This is a genomic window from Neisseria shayeganii, from assembly GCF_014054965.1.
GTDB lineage: Bacteria > Pseudomonadota > Gammaproteobacteria > Burkholderiales > Neisseriaceae > Eikenella > Eikenella shayeganii.
On the sequence record NZ_CP059567.1, the window covers coordinates 1,635,143 to 1,650,437 of the forward strand.

The 15,295-nt window shown below is 54.2% G+C and carries 20 protein-coding genes and 1 tRNA gene; 14 read left to right on the forward strand and 7 right to left on the reverse strand.

The window, feature by feature from the left end; translation table 11 throughout:
• Positions 1–131: 131 nt before the first annotated feature.
• Positions 132–1,010 carry a PhnD/SsuA/transferrin family substrate-binding protein gene (locus H3L94_RS07985; RefSeq protein ID WP_182121587.1) on the forward strand — a complete coding sequence of 293 codons (879 nt, stop codon included), beginning with the start codon at positions 132–134 and terminating at the stop codon, positions 1,008–1,010.
• A 104-nt stretch (positions 1,011–1,114) separates the two neighbouring features.
• On the opposite strand, the gene H3L94_RS07990 is transcribed toward H3L94_RS07985, so the two are convergent.
• Positions 1,115–1,780: a hypothetical protein gene (locus tag H3L94_RS07990; RefSeq protein ID WP_182121588.1), complete on the reverse strand. Its 666-nt coding sequence runs from the start codon at positions 1,778–1,780 to the stop codon at positions 1,115–1,117.
• A gap of 145 nt (positions 1,781–1,925) precedes the next feature.
• On the opposite strand from H3L94_RS07990, the gene H3L94_RS07995 reads away from it, so the two are divergent.
• Both H3L94_RS07995 and H3L94_RS08000 read left to right on the forward strand, forming a co-directional pair.
• Positions 1,926–2,279: an ArsC family reductase gene (locus H3L94_RS07995; protein ID WP_182121589.1), complete on the forward strand. Its 354-nt coding sequence runs from the start codon at positions 1,926–1,928 to the stop codon at positions 2,277–2,279.
• 28 nt (positions 2,280–2,307) lie between these two features.
• A complete protein-coding gene (locus H3L94_RS08000; protein WP_182121590.1) occupies positions 2,308–3,045 on the forward strand; it encodes a UDP-2,3-diacylglucosamine diphosphatase in 738 nt (245 codons plus the stop codon).
• A 230-nt stretch (positions 3,046–3,275) separates the two neighbouring features.
• Here the strand turns inward: H3L94_RS08000 and hisD are convergent, their stop codons facing one another.
• Entirely contained in the window at positions 3,276–4,571 is a 1,296-nt protein-coding gene (gene hisD / locus H3L94_RS08005; protein WP_182121591.1) for a histidinol dehydrogenase, read from the reverse strand.
• Between hisD and H3L94_RS08010 the strand changes: the two genes are divergently transcribed.
• Positions 4,570–4,737: a hypothetical protein gene (locus tag H3L94_RS08010; protein WP_182121592.1), complete on the forward strand. Its 168-nt coding sequence runs from the start codon at positions 4,570–4,572 to the stop codon at positions 4,735–4,737. The genes hisD and H3L94_RS08010 overlap by 2 nt on opposite strands.
• 118 nt (positions 4,738–4,855) lie before the next feature.
• Entirely contained in the window at positions 4,856–5,194 is a 339-nt protein-coding gene (locus H3L94_RS08015; protein ID WP_182121593.1) for a hypothetical protein, read from the forward strand.
• Positions 5,195–5,261: 67 nt separating this feature from the next.
• On the opposite strand, the gene H3L94_RS08020 is transcribed toward H3L94_RS08015, so the two are convergent.
• The 3 genes from H3L94_RS08020 to H3L94_RS08030 form a co-directional block, all read right to left on the reverse strand.
• Positions 5,262–6,458 (reverse strand): NYN domain-containing protein, encoded by a 1,197-nt coding sequence (locus tag H3L94_RS08020; RefSeq protein ID WP_182121594.1) that lies wholly within the window; start codon positions 6,456–6,458, stop codon positions 5,262–5,264.
• Between the two features lie 23 nt (positions 6,459–6,481).
• Positions 6,482–7,132 (reverse strand): ATP phosphoribosyltransferase, encoded by a 651-nt coding sequence (gene hisG, locus H3L94_RS08025; RefSeq protein ID WP_182121595.1) that lies wholly within the window; start codon positions 7,130–7,132, stop codon positions 6,482–6,484.
• A gap of 66 nt (positions 7,133–7,198) precedes the next feature.
• Entirely contained in the window at positions 7,199–7,840 is a 642-nt protein-coding gene (locus H3L94_RS08030; protein WP_244958738.1) for an SCO family protein, read from the reverse strand.
• Positions 7,841–8,012: 172 nt separating this feature from the next.
• Between H3L94_RS08030 and H3L94_RS08035 the strand changes: the two genes are divergently transcribed.
• The 7 genes from H3L94_RS08035 (at position 8,013) to H3L94_RS08065 (ending at position 13,092) form a co-directional block, all read left to right on the forward strand.
• Positions 8,013–8,097: transfer RNA gene (locus H3L94_RS08035), tRNA-Leu, on the forward strand.
• Between the two features lie 198 nt (positions 8,098–8,295).
• Entirely contained in the window at positions 8,296–9,498 is a 1,203-nt protein-coding gene (locus tag H3L94_RS08040; RefSeq protein ID WP_182121597.1) for a tyrosine-type recombinase/integrase, read from the forward strand.
• 389 nt (positions 9,499–9,887) lie between these two features.
• On the forward strand, positions 9,888–10,958 hold the full coding sequence (locus tag H3L94_RS08045) for an ATP-binding protein (protein WP_182121598.1): 1,071 nt from the start codon (positions 9,888–9,890) through the stop codon (positions 10,956–10,958).
• 58 nt (positions 10,959–11,016) lie between these two features.
• Complete coding sequence (locus H3L94_RS08050) at positions 11,017–11,961, forward strand: hypothetical protein (RefSeq protein ID WP_182121599.1); 945 nt, start codon at positions 11,017–11,019, stop codon at positions 11,959–11,961.
• A gap of 116 nt (positions 11,962–12,077) precedes the next feature.
• On the forward strand, positions 12,078–12,299 hold the full coding sequence (locus H3L94_RS08055) for a helix-turn-helix transcriptional regulator (protein WP_182121600.1): 222 nt from the start codon (positions 12,078–12,080) through the stop codon (positions 12,297–12,299).
• A 2-nt stretch (positions 12,300–12,301) separates the two neighbouring features.
• On the forward strand, positions 12,302–12,583 hold the full coding sequence (locus tag H3L94_RS08060; RefSeq protein ID WP_182121601.1) for a helix-turn-helix domain-containing protein: 282 nt from the start codon (positions 12,302–12,304) through the stop codon (positions 12,581–12,583).
• Positions 12,571–13,092: a phage antirepressor N-terminal domain-containing protein gene (locus H3L94_RS08065; RefSeq protein ID WP_182121602.1), complete on the forward strand. Its 522-nt coding sequence runs from the start codon at positions 12,571–12,573 to the stop codon at positions 13,090–13,092. The genes H3L94_RS08060 and H3L94_RS08065 overlap by 13 nt, the downstream gene beginning before the upstream one ends.
• 316 nt (positions 13,093–13,408) lie before the next feature.
• Here the strand turns inward: H3L94_RS08065 and H3L94_RS12560 are convergent, their stop codons facing one another.
• Both H3L94_RS12560 and H3L94_RS12565 read right to left on the reverse strand, forming a co-directional pair.
• Complete coding sequence (locus tag H3L94_RS12560; RefSeq protein WP_182121603.1) at positions 13,409–13,720, reverse strand: helix-turn-helix domain-containing protein; 312 nt, start codon at positions 13,718–13,720, stop codon at positions 13,409–13,411.
• Positions 13,717–14,055 (reverse strand): type II toxin-antitoxin system RelE/ParE family toxin, encoded by a 339-nt coding sequence (locus H3L94_RS12565; protein ID WP_182121604.1) that lies wholly within the window; start codon positions 14,053–14,055, stop codon positions 13,717–13,719. The genes H3L94_RS12560 and H3L94_RS12565 overlap by 4 nt, the downstream gene beginning before the upstream one ends.
• 342 nt (positions 14,056–14,397) lie before the next feature.
• Between H3L94_RS12565 and H3L94_RS08080 the strand changes: the two genes are divergently transcribed.
• A complete protein-coding gene (locus tag H3L94_RS08080; protein ID WP_182121605.1) occupies positions 14,398–14,715 on the forward strand; it encodes a hypothetical protein in 318 nt (105 codons plus the stop codon).
• Positions 14,716–14,806: 91 nt separating this feature from the next.
• A complete protein-coding gene (locus H3L94_RS13035; protein ID WP_425325940.1) occupies positions 14,807–15,091 on the forward strand; it encodes a transposase in 285 nt (94 codons plus the stop codon).
• Positions 15,092–15,295 lie beyond the last annotated feature (204 nt).

Sequence of the window (15,295 nt, forward strand, 5' to 3'; positions counted from 1 at the left end):
GGCATCCAACGGAATCGCCGCTTTCAGGTAGCCTGTTTTACTCTGCAAAACAAGCGGTTCGCCACTTGCATTCTCTAGCTGCTTTAGATATAACGTACGCCACACACATTATTCATCAAGCCGGGAAAACCATGCCTGACAAATCATCCATCCCCTTTCTGATCGCGCCCGATTATCTGCCCGACCACTTCAGCCACTGGTATCTGCTCAGCAGCCACCTCCAACGCGAAAGCGGCTGCACCCTCTCCTTGGAGCTGCCCGCCGCCCACTCCGAAATGAACTCCCTGCTGGCCGAAGGCAATATCGGCTTGCTGTATGCCAATGCCTTTTTGGCCGCCCGCCTCATCCGCGAGCAAGGCTGGCTGCCGCTGGTGCGCCCAATCAACCGCTACGACGAAGTATTGGTGGCGGTGGCGGCCGATTCGCCTTACCAAAGCTTGTGCGAACTGCCCACAGACGCCCTGATCCAAAGCCGTCCCAACCAAGACATCCACCACATCGGCCTGCGTCTGCTGCGGGAATCCTGCCTCAACACCGAAGGCATCCGCCTGAGCGAAGCCGATTCTCTTTCCTTGGTGGCCTCCGCTCTGCTTAAAGGCGAAGCCCAAGCCGGCTTCTTCACCGCCGACATTTACCACCATCTCTCCAAACACACCCGCGACAACCTGCGCGTGCTGCAAGAAAGCCAATTGGGCAATGTCTCCCACTTATTTGTGCTGCATCCCAAACACGCCGATCTGCAAGACACCCTGCAGCAGGCTTTCTGCGGCATGGCAGACAAACCGGCCGCCGCGCTGATTTTGGAGTCGCTCGATATGCCCGAAGGCTTTGCTGCTTTTACCGCAGAAGAGGCCGAAGCCATGACAGCTTGGATGCTTGAAACCACTCCCCCAGCCGGCGAACAGGCTGAAAAAGCAGCTGAAGCCGCAGCAGACACCCCGGCCGAAGATACCGCCGAAACTGCCGACAACTCCGGCAAAGAAACGGCTGAAACCGACAAAGCGGTATAACGCCCAATCCTGCCCACAGCAAACGGCCGAAACCCAATAAAGGTTCCGGCCGTTTCTTTCCTTTCATCCCTCCGCCGGCAAAGCGGTGGCGAACCTGCCGCCGATTATTGCGGCAGTGGCAGATCGGGGCGCGGCAATTCGCGCAAATCGCGCCAGCCGTCGTTGGTTTTCACCATGGTGGCCTGCTCGGTACGGCGGGTGTGCAGGCTGTCTTTCCAGTCGGCACTGCCGCGGCTCAACAGACGGTCGGCCCAACTTTCCAAATTCACGTCTGCTTCATACACCACTTGGGAAACGGTCAAACCCACCGCGTTGGTGGCCGGCTCGGTGTAATACAGCACATTTTCGATGCGCTGTTTGCCGATGCAGAACAAGGGGCCGTGCGCACCGGGGCGGGTTTGCGCCTGACCTTTGGCGGTAATATTGAACACGGCTTCATTTTCCGCGCTGTTTTTGTCTTTTTGGTAGAAACCTTCATCTTCCAAAATTTTCATCTGCTTCAATGCGGTTTCGTTCAAACGGTCACCATGAATATTACGGGTTTCCAACACAATCCGGTCCATGCCCAGCATGATTTGACGGCCGACCACATGACCGTCGTGAACATCTTGGCTGCTCACGTTCAAAGCCAAAGGCAGACAAACCCCGCTGTTTTTGCTGTAACGCTCAATGGCATTTTTAAACTGGCTTTTACCGGCCTCATGGCTGTTGCTGCAACCGGCCAACAATACGCTCATGCCGATCAGGCCGGCGGCCCAAAATTTTTTCATATTGACTCCTTCCAATCGCCTCAAATACAGGTTGTGCACAACCGATTCATCCAACCGACCGTGCGGCATCATGACAATAAAACAGGCAACCCGTACAATAGTGCCCATTTCATCCTCTGCCATCCCGTTAAGGATTATACACAAAATGATTACGCTTTACGGCATCCCCAACTGCGCCACCGTCAAAAAAGCCCGCAGCTGGCTTGACGAGCATCAACAAGCCTACACTTTCGTCAATTTCAAAACCGATCCGCCCGATGAAAAGCTGCTGCAACAATGGCTGGACGAAGTCGGAGCCGATGTTTTGCTCAACCGCAAAGGCACCACTTGGCGCAAACTGAGTGATGAAGAAAAAGCCGCCGCCAGCACCCCCTCCGGCGCCATCGCCTTGATGCAGGCTCATCCCTCCGTCATCAAACGGCCGGTATTGGTCAGCCAAAACCGCGTCAGCGTCGGCTTCCAAGCCGAGCATTATCAAAGCCTGTTTGCTTTCAGGTAGCCTTCCACTCTAAAAACCAGCACGCCACATGAACCAAACCGTTTTTATCGCCGACCTGCACCTGTCTGCCGAGCATCCCGAGCTGAACGAGCTGTTTCTGCACCACCTCCAGCGCTGGCAAGGGAAAACCGACGCGCTTTATATCCTCGGTGACTTCTTCGATGCCTGGATCGGCGACGACGATGACGCTCCCTTTGCCGTCCGCATCGCCGAACACTTGGCCGAATTTACCCGGCACACGCCCGCCTATTTCGTACACGGCAACCGCGACTTTCTGCTCGGCGCCGACTTCGCCCGCCGCTGCGGTATCCAGCTGCTGCCCGAACACAGCCTGATTACCCTCTACGGACGCCCTTACGTCATCGCCCACGGCGACGAATTGTGCACCGCCGACCTGCCCTATATGCAGTTTCGCGCCCAATCGCGCCATCCTGCCTGGCAAGCCGCCGTCTTAGGCAAACCCTTGGCCGAGCGCCGCCTGTTGGCCTCGCAAATACGCCAAATGAGCGAGCTGGGCAAAGCCGAAAACGGCAAAAGCGAAATGTCCGATGCCACACCGGAAGGCATCGCCGCCCTGATGCAGCACTATCCCGCCGCCGACTTGATCCACGGCCACACCCACCGCCCGGCCGTCCACAACCATACTTTGCCCGACGGCCGCAGTTTTACCCGTTACGTACTGCAAGATTGGTATGGCAGCGGAGGCGGATGCCTTCTGGTGTCCCCCAACGGTGTACGCGCCGAAACTTTACGGCTGCCCGACTAGGGTCATTGAAGGGCAAAGCGGTGTGGTTTGTGAAGCAGTTTTTCGCGGTAAAACCACCTGCGCCAAACACAAATGCGCACAAGGTTGGACACCTTGTGCGCATTTCAACGCAGCAGACATGGTTCTAACCGGGTAGCGAAGCGGATTTGCAGCACCAGAATACCGCTGCAATGTCACACCGCTACGCTGTTAACAGACTCTAAAATGCGCCGACTGCTCTATCTTTATCTTTATTCTTTTTCCAAGCGGAACTCCGCCGCACGGGCATGTGCGGTCAATCTTTCGCCATGCGCCAAGACGCTGGCGATTTTGCCTAACTTCTGTGCGCCTTGTTCGGAAACCTGAATCAGGCTGCTGCGTTTTTGGAAATCGTAAGTGCCCAGCGGAGAGGAAAAACGTGCCGTGCGGCTGGTGGGCAGCACATGATTGGGGCCGGCGCAGTAGTCGCCCAGGCTTTCGCTGGTGTAGCAACCCATAAAGATGGCCCCGGCATGACGGATTTTGGCCGACCATTGTTGCGCGTTTTCTACCGACAGTTCCAAATGCTCCGGCGCGATATAGTTGGCAATCTCGCAGGCTTCGTCTAAATCTTTGGCCAAAATCATGGCGCCACGGTTGTTTAGCGAGGCTTCGATGATGGCGCGGCGCGGCATCTCCTCAATCAATTTGGCCATCGCCGCCTCAACGGCTTTCAGGTAGCCTGCATCGGTGGCAATCAAAATCGCTTGGGCGATTTCATCATGCTCGGCTTGGCTGAACAAATCCATCGCCACCCACTCCGGCGGCGTGCTGCCGTCGGCAATCACCAGAATTTCAGACGGCCCGGCCACCATGTCGATGCCCACCACGCCGAACACACGGCGCTTAGCGGCGGCCACGAAGGCGTTGCCGGGGCCGGTGATTTTATCCACCTGCGGCACGGTTTCGGTGCCGTAAGCCAAGGCGGCCACCGCTTGTGCGCCGCCGATGGTGAATACTTTGGTAACGCCGGCCACGAATGCCGCGGCCAGCACAATGTCGTTGCGCTCGCCTTTGGGTGTGGGCACCACCATGATGATTTCCGGCACGCCGGCCACATGGGCGGGCATGGCGTTCATGATGACCGAGCTGGGGTAAGCCGCTTTGCCGCCAGGCACATAGATGCCGACGCGGTCGAGCGGGGTGATTTGCTGGCCGAGCAGGGTGCCGTCTTCGTCGGTGTATTGCCACGAACTCATTTTTTGATGCTGGTGGTAGCTTTCTACACGGGCGGCTGCGGTGGTCAGGGCTACCTGAACGTCTTGCGGCAATCTTTCAAATGCTGCCTTTAAATCGCTTTGCTGCAAAGTGAATTCCGCCATGCTGGCGGCGGAGGTTCCGTCAAAACGGTTGGTGTGTTCCACCACGGCGGCGTCGCCGCGTTGTTGCACATCGGCACAAATATCGGCCACGATTTGGTCGATTTTCGGGTCTTGTGCGGTTTCAAAAGCCAGCAGGGCTTGCAGTTCGGCTTGAAAGTCGGCGGATTGGGTGGTGAGGTGTTTCATGAATATTCAATCGGGTTGGGTGATAAGGCAAAGAGGAATTGGCAGCAAAAATTTTGACCATCAAGGATTTTCAAAATTTTTCCGCATTACCGGCAGCGGCATCGTTAAGCAGGAAATTATGCCGTTTTTATGCCATGACGGCAAACGCAATCACACAGTCAAATGATGTGGATTGTTATGCTATATTAAATCAAATTTAGATATAAATCAAAAACTTATTGACACAAGAGCACCGCGCCTGTATGGTGGCTGCCTATTCCACACACAAGCACAAGGAGCCTGCCATGAGCAACTGCCATACCCACGAAAACCACGATCATGTCCACGGCGCCGGTTGCGGCCATACGGCCATCAAACACGGCGATCATGTGGACTATCTGCACGACGGCCATCTGCACCACGAGCACAACGGCCATTATGACGAACACGTGTTGGATGTAAACGAAACCAATCCCGATGCCTGCAACCATGCCCATCAGTGCGGCGATCATGTTCACGGCGAAGGTTGCGGACACGAGGCAGTGCCGCACGGCGACCATATTGATTACATTGTGAACGGCCGCCTGCATCATCAGCACGGCGATCATTGCGACGACCACGGTCCGGTGGAAATCGTAAAATAAATCCGGCCACGGTATGAAAAAGCTTTCAGGTAGCCTTAGGCTACCTGAAAGCTTTTTTACGGCATATTCAAACGGCAGGCGGAGGATGGCTGCCGTCTTTGCTCACAAAGCGTTTGTTTACACGGATGCGTTCGCCGCGGCCGGCTTTTTTGATTTCCAACCAATCGCTGTAAATGGCGTGCACCAAAGCACGGTCGGTATCAAAGCCGTAGCTGTGCGGATTGATTTTCGGGGCGAGCTGTTTCAGTACGTCGCTCAGGCGCGCCCAGCCTTCGGCATCGGCGGCTTGCTCTACGGCCTGTTGCACCAGAGGAATCAGTTTGCTGAAAGAGGGTTTGGCCGTTTTGGCCGCTGCGGGTTTGTCGGCTGTTGGCGGAGTTTCCGGGGCGGACGCTGCGGATGTATCGCCTGCTGCGCGGTTGCGGGGCGGGCGTTTTTTGCTTTTTTCGCCTGGGACGACGGGTTCGGCGCTTGCTTGGGGGGCATCCGAGGGGGCAGCAGCACTTTCAGGTAGCCTGTCGGCTGCGGGCGGCGCGTCGTTTTTGCGGCGGCGAACTTGCAACTGATTGTTGTCGGTGCGGTGTTCAAATAAATCCAGGGATTTGATGAGGTCGGACAATTTGCCGTAGCCGTAGAGGCGGGCGTCGAAATCGGGATTGATTTTGTTGATGTAGCTGCCTATGGGGCCGAGATTGGCCCAGCCCAAGTCGTCGGCGTTTTCTTTGACTGCGCGCTTAATGAGTTTGACCACGTCGCTGTCGCTGCCGGCAGTATGGCTGTTGGTGTGTTTGGCCGGGTTTTTCTGTTTGGCGGGGGTTTGTTTTTCGGGGCGGAAGATTTCGGTAAAGATGAATTTGTCGCAGGCTTTGCGGAAGGCTTCGGGGGTTTTCTTTTCGCCGAAGCCGTAAACGGTGAGGCCGCTTTCGCGCAGGCGGCTGGCAAGACGGGTGAAGTCGCTGTCGCTGGAGACGATGCAGAAGCCGTCGAAGTTGCCGCTGTAGAGCAGGTCCATGGCGTCGATCACCAAAGCCATATCGGTGGCGTTTTTGCCTTTGGTATAGGCAAACTGCTGCACGGGAATGATGGCATGCGGGAGCAGCGCGGCTTTCCATTTGTTGAGGCCGCTGCTCCAGTCGCCGTAGATGCGCTTGACGCTGGCGATGCCGTATTTGGCGATTTCTTCCAGCAGGCGGTCGATGATGTCGGCGGGAGCATTGTCGGCGTCAATCAATACGGCGAGGCGGGCTTGGTCGGTTTTCTGCATAGGTGCCTTTCAGGTAGCCTGGGTCATTCGCCGTTCACGGCGCGGGCGAAGGCGTCGATAATCGGCTGGATGGTATGGTATTTGAGTTTCAGCGCGGCTTTGTTGACCACCAAGCGGCTGGAAATATCGTGAATTTGCTCCACGGCTTCGAGATGGTTGGCTTTGAGGGTGTTGCCGGTGGAAACCAAATCCACAATGGCGTCGGCCAGGCCGACCAAGGGCGCGAGCTCCATGGAGCCGTAAAGTTTGATCACGTCCACGTGCACGCCTTTGCGGGCAAAGTGTTCTTGGGCGATGTTGGGGTATTTGGTGGCCACCCGCAGGCGGCTGCCGGGCGTGGAAGCGGCGGCGTAGTCAAAGCCTTGGCGTACGGCCACCATCATGCGGCATTTGGCAATCTGCAAATCGAGCGGCTGATAGAGACCGCTGCCGCCGTGTTCGGTGAGCACGTCTTTGCCGGCAATGCCGAAATCGGCGGCGCCATATTGCACATAGGTGGGCACATCGCTAGCCCGCACAATCACCAGGCGGATATGCAGATGGTTGGTGTCGATAATCAGCTTGCGCGATTTTTCGGGGTCTTCGGTCGGAACAATGCCGGCGGCAGCCAGCAGCGGCAAGGTGTCGTCGAAAATACGGCCTTTGGATAAGGCAATGGTTAAAGCGGCAGTCATAACAGATTAATCAATCGAAAGTTCACGGTTTTCAGGTAGCCTGTATCGGGCTACCTGAAAACAGAATCAAGGTTGGGTGGTGCCTTCGGCCAGCAAGAGTTTCAAATCGTGTGCCAGTTGGTCTACGGTTTTGCCCCATGGCTCCAATACCGCCACGCGGCCTTGGCGGTCGAGCAGGAACGTGCCGGTGCTGTGGTCCACCAGATAAAAGCCGTTTTCACGCGGTGCCTGCTTGGCGGCGCTGACGCGAAACTGCTTCATCACCGCAAACGCGGCTTCTTCGCTGCCATCGGCAGTGGTGAGGCCGATGAAGTCGGGGTGGAAAGCAGGCACATACTGGGCGAGTAACTCCGGCCGGTCCCGTGCGGGGTCAACCGACACGAAAAACAGCTGGATTTGCTGCGCCTCTTCAGGCGCCAGCTTGGCCATGGCTTGGGCATAGGTCAACAGATGGGTGGGACAAACATCCGGACAATGGGTAAAGCCGAACACCAAGACCAATACTTTGCCGCGATAATCGCTCAAACGTATGGTGCGGCCGTTGTGCGCAGTGAGCAGGAAATCGCCGCCCAAGTTTTCCCCACGCACATCGCTGCCTTCAAAGCGGACAACCGGCGCCGATGCCTCGGATACCGCATCCGCCGGTCCGTCCGAGCAGGCGGCCAGCAAGAATAAAGATGCCGTCAGAGCCCATGCCCGAAACTTCATTGTTCTGCCCATTGGCTTAATGGAAAGTGCGATTATAGCATTGCAACTTAAAGCTGCATGTCTCCGATTTTATTTATATAAAAAACATTATCTTAAGCATTGAAATATTTTCCCAACAGCAAACCGCTTTACAACGCGGCAAAAACCGCTATAATGCGCATCTTCATCACCGGCCCAGGTGGCGAAATTGGTAGACGCAGGGGACTCAAAATCCCCCGCCGAAAGGTGTGTCGGTTCGAGTCCGACCCTGGGCACCACTAACCGCTTTTTAGCGGTTATTTTTTTGTCTAACGCCGTCTAATACAATCTACCAAACCCATAACAGGCAAGGCTTTCAGAGGAAAAGCAGCTTGCTTTATCGTCGAATGCCGTCTATCGCAATCTAATTGAATCTACCTTTTTCTGTTGGTAAAATTTCCGTGCTGTTACCAACAGCCCTTATTTTTTACCAACAAATGCCGTTAAACGACCGTCAAATAAAAAACCTGAAGCCGACCGGCAAGATTCAAAAAATATCAGACGGCGGCGGCTTATCGCTGGTATGCAAGCCAAACGGTGGCAAATACTGGCAATTGAATTTCAGGTTTGATGGCAAGCAGAAAACTTTATCAATTGGCACTTACCCCGCTATCGGTCTTGCCGAAGCAAGGGCGGCGCGTGAAAAGGCAAAACAGCAGCTTGCCAACAGCCAAGACCCGGCAGCAGCCAAGCAGAAAGCCAAACAGGAACGGCGGGCCGCTGCGGTAAACAGCTTTGAAAAAATCGCCCGTGAATGGCATCAACACCAACTGCCACGGTGGACCGCCACCCATGCCGCCCGTGTGCTGCATTCGCTGGAAGTCGATGCCTTCCCCATGCTGGGCCGCCTGCCCATTACAGACATCAAAGCGCCGCTGCTGCTGGAAGCAATCAGGGCGATAGAGACGCGGGGCGTGCCGGAAACTGCCGCCCGTGTCTTGCAGCGCATCAAGTCCGTTTTCAATTACGCCATTCAAACCGGCCGTGCTGCCGACAATCCCGCCTTTGCCTTGGCCGGTGCCATTGTGAAGGAAAAAGCCCAACACCAGCCCGCCTTGCCGCAAAAAGAACTGCCGGAGTTTTACCGCCGCCTGTTGGCCGAGCCGATGCGGGAAGAAACACGCCTTGCCCTGTTGCTGATCGTGCTGGTGTTTGTTCGCCCCGGCAATATCCGTTTTGCCGAATGGGCAGAGATAGATTGGGAAAAGCGGGAATGGCAGATACCAGCGGCCAAAATGAAGATGCGGGCCGCCCATATCGTGCCCCTGTCTGATTGGGCGCTTGAGATGTTGGAGCAGCTTCATACCATTACCGGCCACAGCCGTTACCTTTTCCCCAACTACAAAGACCCGGCCAAGCCACACAGTGAAAACACCTTGAGCTATGCCATGGGGCGCATGGGTTATAGCGGCATGGCCACCCCGCACGGCTTCCGCAGCTTGGCAACCGATGTGCTGAATGAAAACGGCTTCCCGCCCGATGTAATCGAGCGGCAGCTTGCCCATGTGGAGCAAAACAAAGTGCGGGCCGCCTACCACCGCACCGAATACCTGCCGCAGCGGCGCGAAATGATGCAGTGGTACAGCGACTGGCTGAAAGCGCGGTATGAAGCAGCCAAGGCGGCGGTGCAGGCTACCTGAAAGCAAACCCCTATACGCGAGTAAAACGCGTTTTTGGTGGTTACCGTGGTTACCCGAAGCTGAAACCCTTACCAGTCAGGCGTTTCAGGGTAACCACCACTACTGATTTTGGTGGTTACCTGGTGGTTACCGGTGGTTACCCAGTTTCTTAACAATTCAACCCCGTACCTTGGCGGCAACAAATCACACTGACACCGAAAAGCCAAACGGGCAGCGCCAAGGCTTGAGCGGCCAAAAAAGACAACACCAGCCCACGCGCAAGTAGCCGCAGAGCAGCAAATCTGCCTGCTGGTGTTTGGGCAATTAGACACTTTTAGATGTCCGATGGCTAATTAGATGTTTGCTGTATAATTGTGTCTAATCCCACACAACCCGATAGGGCAAGCGCCATGCAAGACCCCTTGTATTTCCCCCGCGCCGACTACGCTGCCAAATTGGTTAGCAGCTTGAAAGACGGTATCACCCACGCCTTTACCCTGTTTGCGCCGCGCCGCATGGGGAAAACGGAATTTTTGCTTAAGGACATTGTGCCGCTTGCTGAAAAAAGCGGCTTCAATACTTTCTATTTTTCGTTTATGGATAGCGCTGCCCCTGCCGCAGACTTTCAGGCAGCCCTAGCCCGCTTTGCTGCCGAAATACAAACGGGCGGCAAGGCTAAAACCCTGATCGGCAGTATCAGCAAAGTTGATATTTTGGGCGTAGGCATAGAGCGTCAGACGGCAAACGAGGCCATGCCGCGCTTATCCGAGCTAATCGGCATGATTGCCGCCGATAACCGCCCCAGTCTGCTGTTATTGGACGAAGTGCAGGAACTGGCACGCATTGGCCACACTGAAGGCTTGATTAAGTCTTTGCGTACAGGCTTGGACATACACAAAGACCGCATCAAAACCATTTTCACCGGCAGCAGTACAAACGGACTGCGGGCCATGTTTAACGACAACAAAGCCCCGTTTTTCCATTTCGCCCACGCGCTGGATTTTCCCCATTTAGGACGGGAATTTACCGACTTTTTGGCCGATACCTACCAAGAGCGCACAGGCAAACAGCTAGACCATGATGCACTTTACCGGGCATTTGAAGCCATGCGGCACACCCCGCTTTATATGCGGGCAGCCATTCAAGACATGATATTAAACCCCGCCTTGAGTATCGGGCAGGCCACAGATGCACGCATTGCCCAAATGCACGAAAACAGCAATTACCCCGCTTTATGGCAGGGTTTAACCGCCATGGAGCAACTGATATTGCAACAGGCCGCGCAAGGCAACGCCGCCCTTTACAGCAGCGAAACCCGCCGCGCGATTGCCGAGCGGGCAGGCTTGGACGCTATCAGCCCCGCGGTGATACAGGGCAATATCAGGAAGCTTGAGCGCAAGGAGCTAATAACCAAAAGCGGCGGCGCATGGGTGGTGAATAATCCGCTGTTCCAAACATGGATTATTGAACAGATGATGTAAGCCAACATGCCAGGCATCAAGCTGATTAACCCGTTTGATATTTGAAAGGTAATCCGAAATGTACGAACTGGTAAAAATGGAAGAGCTAAGCGAAACGGGGCATGATTATCAAATTTTCAATACTGAGGAAATAAAAAAATTAGAAAAAGAATGGACTGACTGGAGCGTAGGAAGAGAGGTAATTGAAGCTGCCAAGTCAGGTATGTATATAAAGAAAAGTACATCAAAAGTAGAGGAAAATTACTTAAAGCGTGCCATTGATAAAGGGTATATTAACCCTAACAAAGCAGTCTCAAAAATACGAACATTTATTAATGAAATACAGGCTATGCACTGCAAAATAAAAAGACTTAGAGATAAGGCGGTTTCTGAGCAGCAGAAAGCTACTGAATTGAGGAAAGAATATGAAAAGTTACTACATAAAGAAGTGAGAAGGAGGGATAAAGCAGAACAAACAAAACCTTTAATAGAGCAAAAAATAACTATTGAGTATTTAAGAAATTTAGAAAATATTTCAGGTTGCAAAGTCTTAAGCCAAAACCCTGAAGTATGCATTCAACAGCTATCAACTATTTGCGAAGATATGTCAACCCAGATATTAGATTTAAAAAGAGAGAATGCAGTATTAAAAAAAGAGCTTGAGAAAGAGAGAGAATTAAAAAAAATCGACTATCAGGTTAAAAAACATTCAGCAAGGAGATTGGAGCGTGCAGTTAGAGAAGTTGCCAAATCAAAAATAGAAGTGCAAAAGACTATTGTCAATCGTGCCCGCAAAGCAGGCAAGGCCAAGCAAAGCCCTTATGCGAAAGCCGGTACTATTGCGGCCGTTAATGCGCTACTGGCTGAAAACAAGCAGCTTTTGGCAGAGCGTGGCGGCAAGGCTAAGCTAAACCGAATGATTATGGACTTGATAGCGGAAAACCAGATTCCTGCCCCGGACACGCCTACCCAGAAAACCGTTGATTCATGGATTGATAAATTCAAGAATACAGAAATGAACTAGCTGATTTACGGAAATCAGCACGCTATTTCAGGAAATCAACACGCTGCTACCGTGAAGCCGCCCGCCGAGGCGGCTATCTTTTTGCCCGTAGTGTTTAACCACATGAAAGGGCACTTATGCAAACTGCAATCAATCCACCCCGCTTTATCCGTGCCAAAGAAGGCGCGGCCCGCTTCGGCGTATCTGTAGGCACATGGTGGAACTGGAACAATCCCAAAAGCCGCCACTACCGCCCCGACTTTCCCAAGCCCATCAAAATCGCCGCCAATTCTACCGGCTGGCTGGAAAGTGAAATCAGCGCCTATATCGAGCAGCTGGCCGCTACACGGGAGGGCTAGCTATGGACAACAAAAAAGCCGCCTTTGCAGGCAGCCTTGCGGTGGGAACGCGGGGCGATTCTACCACTTCCAGCACTCAACACCAGCGCATTTTGCAGATGCTTCGGGCGGGCGAGCCGGTTACCGTGTACCGCCTGCATGCCGTGGGCATCAATTCGGCCACCGCCCGCATTAAAGAACTGCGGGACGCCGGGCAAGGCCTGCCCTACGAAGAGCGGAAAAAGCAGCTGTTTCAAATGGCCGCCGAGCAACAAGCAGCGGAGGTGCCGCCATGCCTGCATTGATCACCATCCCCTTCTACGACCGCGCCTTAACCCTGATCGAGCATGAAGGCCGCCCCTTTGTCGCCATGAAGCCCATGGTGCAGGGTATGGGTTTGGATTGGAAAGGCCAGCAAGCCAAGCTGCAAAACCGCTTTGCTTCAGTTGTGGTGATTATCTCCACAACTGGCGCAGACGGTAAACGCTACCCCATGCTGTGCCTGCCCCTTGAGAAGCTGCCCGCTTGGCTGTTTACCATCAATCCGCGTAAGGTCAAGGCCGAAGTGCGGGAAGCGGTGCGGCAGTACCAAGCCGAATGTGAAGCCGTGCTGTGGCAGTACTGGACCACCGGCATAGCGCGGCGCGATGAAATCAAGGCGAAGTTGGCCGAGCTGGCCGAAGTGGAGGCGGCATCCGCAGCAGTTGGCAGCCAAGCGGGCAAAAGCCTGTATATCCGCAAGCTGGAAAAACAGCGCAATCAGGCCCTGTTTGCCGCCTTGCAGGCACAGCTTCCGTTTGCGTGGCAGCTGTAGCCGTCTGAAAATCAGACGAACGTCTTAAATTCAGACGGCCGCATGAAAACCGTGCGGAAGCAAAGCCCCAAATCTGCGTTTTTAGCGCGTTTCCGGCTGAATCGGCATCTACCCCCCCTTACACCGGCAAGCCAAAGCCATCCTAGGCGCAAGCAGCGGCCTTGCCGTGCGGTTTGCCGGTGCGGTGGCTGCGGTGAGCGGCGTAAAGGGTGCCTCAGTTTGAGTACCCCCTTGCTGCTGGTGTTTCAGGTAGCCCAAAGCAAAACGCCCCGCCAAGCATGGGCTTTAACGGGGCAGGCGGCAACGGATTGCAGCTTTAGGCCGAAGCAATGGCCTTAAAGGTTTTGGGTGACTTTTGCACCATGCGCAGCAGCAAGGCTGCTTGAGGATTGGGGCGGGTTTTGCCCTGTTCCCAGCCTTGGTAGGTGCGAACGGAAGTGCGCAGCTTGGCAGCAAACACCGCTTGCGAAAGATTGAGCTGTTCACGGATTGCGCGTATTTCCGCCGGTTCGATGTGTACCGGTTCGGATTTTTCCACGGTAACGGTTTTCAGGGTGGCTTTGCCTTGCAAATACTGTTCGGCGGCAGCCATGCCCTCTTGCAGCTCTTGAAATAAATTGCGTTTCATAGTGGTGTTTCCTTGATGGTTCGCAGCATGGCCGCAAGTGCTTTACGTTCGTCCGGGCTTAAATCGTCCTGCATATCCTTGCCGTAGACGGTAAACAGCAAGAAATGGGAGCGGGCAGAAAACCAATAGTAAATAACGCGCGAGCCGCCCCGTTTGCCTTTATTGCGCTGCATATCGGCAACCCGCACTTTCCGCAGTCCGCCCGTGCCTTGAATGACGTCCCCTTTTTCAGGATTGAGCAGCAATTCATTCTGAAATGCCCGGTAACTTTCGTCTGTGAAGTAATCGCTGCGGTAACGCGAAAACGGCGGCAGTTCGACAAATACGGCTTTCACTGTAAGCCCCATATGGAAAACCAAACTATACGCGCCAAGCGTACAAAATGCAATACAACCACATTTAACCGCACAAACCTTAAAACCGAAGCAGAAACCATTTGACACCCCGAAGATTGAGCGCTACATTGGCGGCTCTCTCTAATGTAAACACCCGAAACGGCACGGGTAAAACGCCGTTTTTTATCGCCTAGTCTTCAGGTAGCCTGAAGTGCATCCATTTCGCGCACCAATCAAGCTATGGCGGTGTCTGCCAACCGTAAGGCGCAGGCTGGTTTTGTTTACACCAGAGAGAGCACCGCCCCCTAATGGGTTTCTCAATCTCTCACGAAAGTAAACATCATGAAATCTCAATCCCAAATTTCCCCCATCCAACGCACTGCCAGTTTTTCTGCCATTGGCAGCGTGCTACACAACCTGATCAATCTGGCCCAGCCCCAAATCGCACAGCTCGCGCCAACCGAGCGTGAGAGCTTGCGCGAAATGGTGGCCGAAGCGATCGAATGCACCAACACCACGCAATCCGCCTACTGTTCGCTGGCCAGTGAAATTGAGGCCACCCAGCCGAAGGAACACATCCTGAAAGGTGTCAGCGAACATATGCTGTTCACCACGGCCAACACCGTCGAAATCACCCGAGAGCTGATCCAGCTTATCTAATCCCCGTCACCCGCCTTGCCATGCCCCAAAACGGCACGGCAGGGCCAATGCCGCCCACGGTTTCAAATAAAGGATTGTTTTATCGGGAAAGCTGGATTTTCAGCCCGCGCCATCCCCGCCCTTCAGGCTACCTGAAACTACGGGCAGAAAGACAAAGACCATGAAATACCGCATTGACACCATCCGACCATTAGCCGTTTTGGCGAAAGTGCGCTATGTGGTGGAACAAAGCTTCGGTACGTTGCACCGCAAATTCCGCTATGCCCGGGCAGCCTATTTCGGGTTGAGCAAAGTAAGGGCGCAAAGTCATCTGAAAGCGATGTGTGTGAACCTGTTGAAAGCAGCCAACAGGATACGTGTGCCTGTTGCTGCCTGAACAGGCAGGCAGTGCCTAGGAATTAGGCACTTGAAGGGGATTTAGGGGTGGTTTGCCTGCTTTTTACGCAAAAACAGCCGGAACATGATGAAGCATGTTCCGGCTGTTGGTTGGCATGGGGCTTTGCAAAGGTCTCAGTCTGTTTCGCTGTCGCCTTTTCGTTTATCCCCCTTGTTTTTTATGCTGCACTGCGGTATCTTGCCT

What these genes read in the sequence shown, in the direction of transcription:
- H3L94_RS07985 (WP_182121587.1), top strand. Translation starts at nt 132, where the DNA reads ATGCCTGACAAATCATCCATCCCCTTTCTGATCGCGCCCGATTATCTG.
- H3L94_RS08040 (WP_182121597.1), top strand. Translation starts at nt 8,296, where the DNA reads ATGCCGTTAAACGACCGTCAAATAAAAAACCTGAAGCCGACCGGCAAG.
- hisG (WP_182121595.1), bottom strand. Translation starts at nt 7,132, where the DNA reads ATGACTGCCGCTTTAACCATTGCCTTATCCAAAGGCCGTATTTTCGAC.
- H3L94_RS08020 (WP_182121594.1), bottom strand. Translation starts at nt 6,458, where the DNA reads ATGCAGAAAACCGACCAAGCCCGCCTCGCCGTATTGATTGACGCCGAC.
- H3L94_RS08055 (WP_182121600.1), top strand. Translation starts at nt 12,078, where the DNA reads ATGCAAACTGCAATCAATCCACCCCGCTTTATCCGTGCCAAAGAAGGC.
- H3L94_RS07990 (WP_182121588.1), bottom strand. Translation starts at nt 1,780, where the DNA reads ATGAAAAAATTTTGGGCCGCCGGCCTGATCGGCATGAGCGTATTGTTG.
- H3L94_RS08045 (WP_182121598.1), top strand. Translation starts at nt 9,888, where the DNA reads ATGCAAGACCCCTTGTATTTCCCCCGCGCCGACTACGCTGCCAAATTG.
- H3L94_RS08015 (WP_182121593.1), top strand. Translation starts at nt 4,856, where the DNA reads ATGAGCAACTGCCATACCCACGAAAACCACGATCATGTCCACGGCGCC.
- H3L94_RS08060 (WP_182121601.1), top strand. Translation starts at nt 12,302, where the DNA reads ATGGACAACAAAAAAGCCGCCTTTGCAGGCAGCCTTGCGGTGGGAACG.
- H3L94_RS08065 (WP_182121602.1), top strand. Translation starts at nt 12,571, where the DNA reads ATGCCTGCATTGATCACCATCCCCTTCTACGACCGCGCCTTAACCCTG.
- H3L94_RS07995 (WP_182121589.1), top strand. Translation starts at nt 1,926, where the DNA reads ATGATTACGCTTTACGGCATCCCCAACTGCGCCACCGTCAAAAAAGCC.
- H3L94_RS12560 (WP_182121603.1), bottom strand. Translation starts at nt 13,720, where the DNA reads ATGAAACGCAATTTATTTCAAGAGCTGCAAGAGGGCATGGCTGCCGCC.
- H3L94_RS08050 (WP_182121599.1), top strand. Translation starts at nt 11,017, where the DNA reads ATGTACGAACTGGTAAAAATGGAAGAGCTAAGCGAAACGGGGCATGAT.
- H3L94_RS08000 (WP_182121590.1), top strand. Translation starts at nt 2,308, where the DNA reads ATGAACCAAACCGTTTTTATCGCCGACCTGCACCTGTCTGCCGAGCAT.
- H3L94_RS08080 (WP_182121605.1), top strand. Translation starts at nt 14,398, where the DNA reads ATGAAATCTCAATCCCAAATTTCCCCCATCCAACGCACTGCCAGTTTT.
- hisD (WP_182121591.1), bottom strand. Translation starts at nt 4,571, where the DNA reads ATGAAACACCTCACCACCCAATCCGCCGACTTTCAAGCCGAACTGCAA.
- H3L94_RS08030 (WP_244958738.1), bottom strand. Translation starts at nt 7,840, where the DNA reads ATGAAGTTTCGGGCATGGGCTCTGACGGCATCTTTATTCTTGCTGGCC.
- H3L94_RS08010 (WP_182121592.1), top strand. Translation starts at nt 4,570, where the DNA reads ATGAATATTCAATCGGGTTGGGTGATAAGGCAAAGAGGAATTGGCAGC.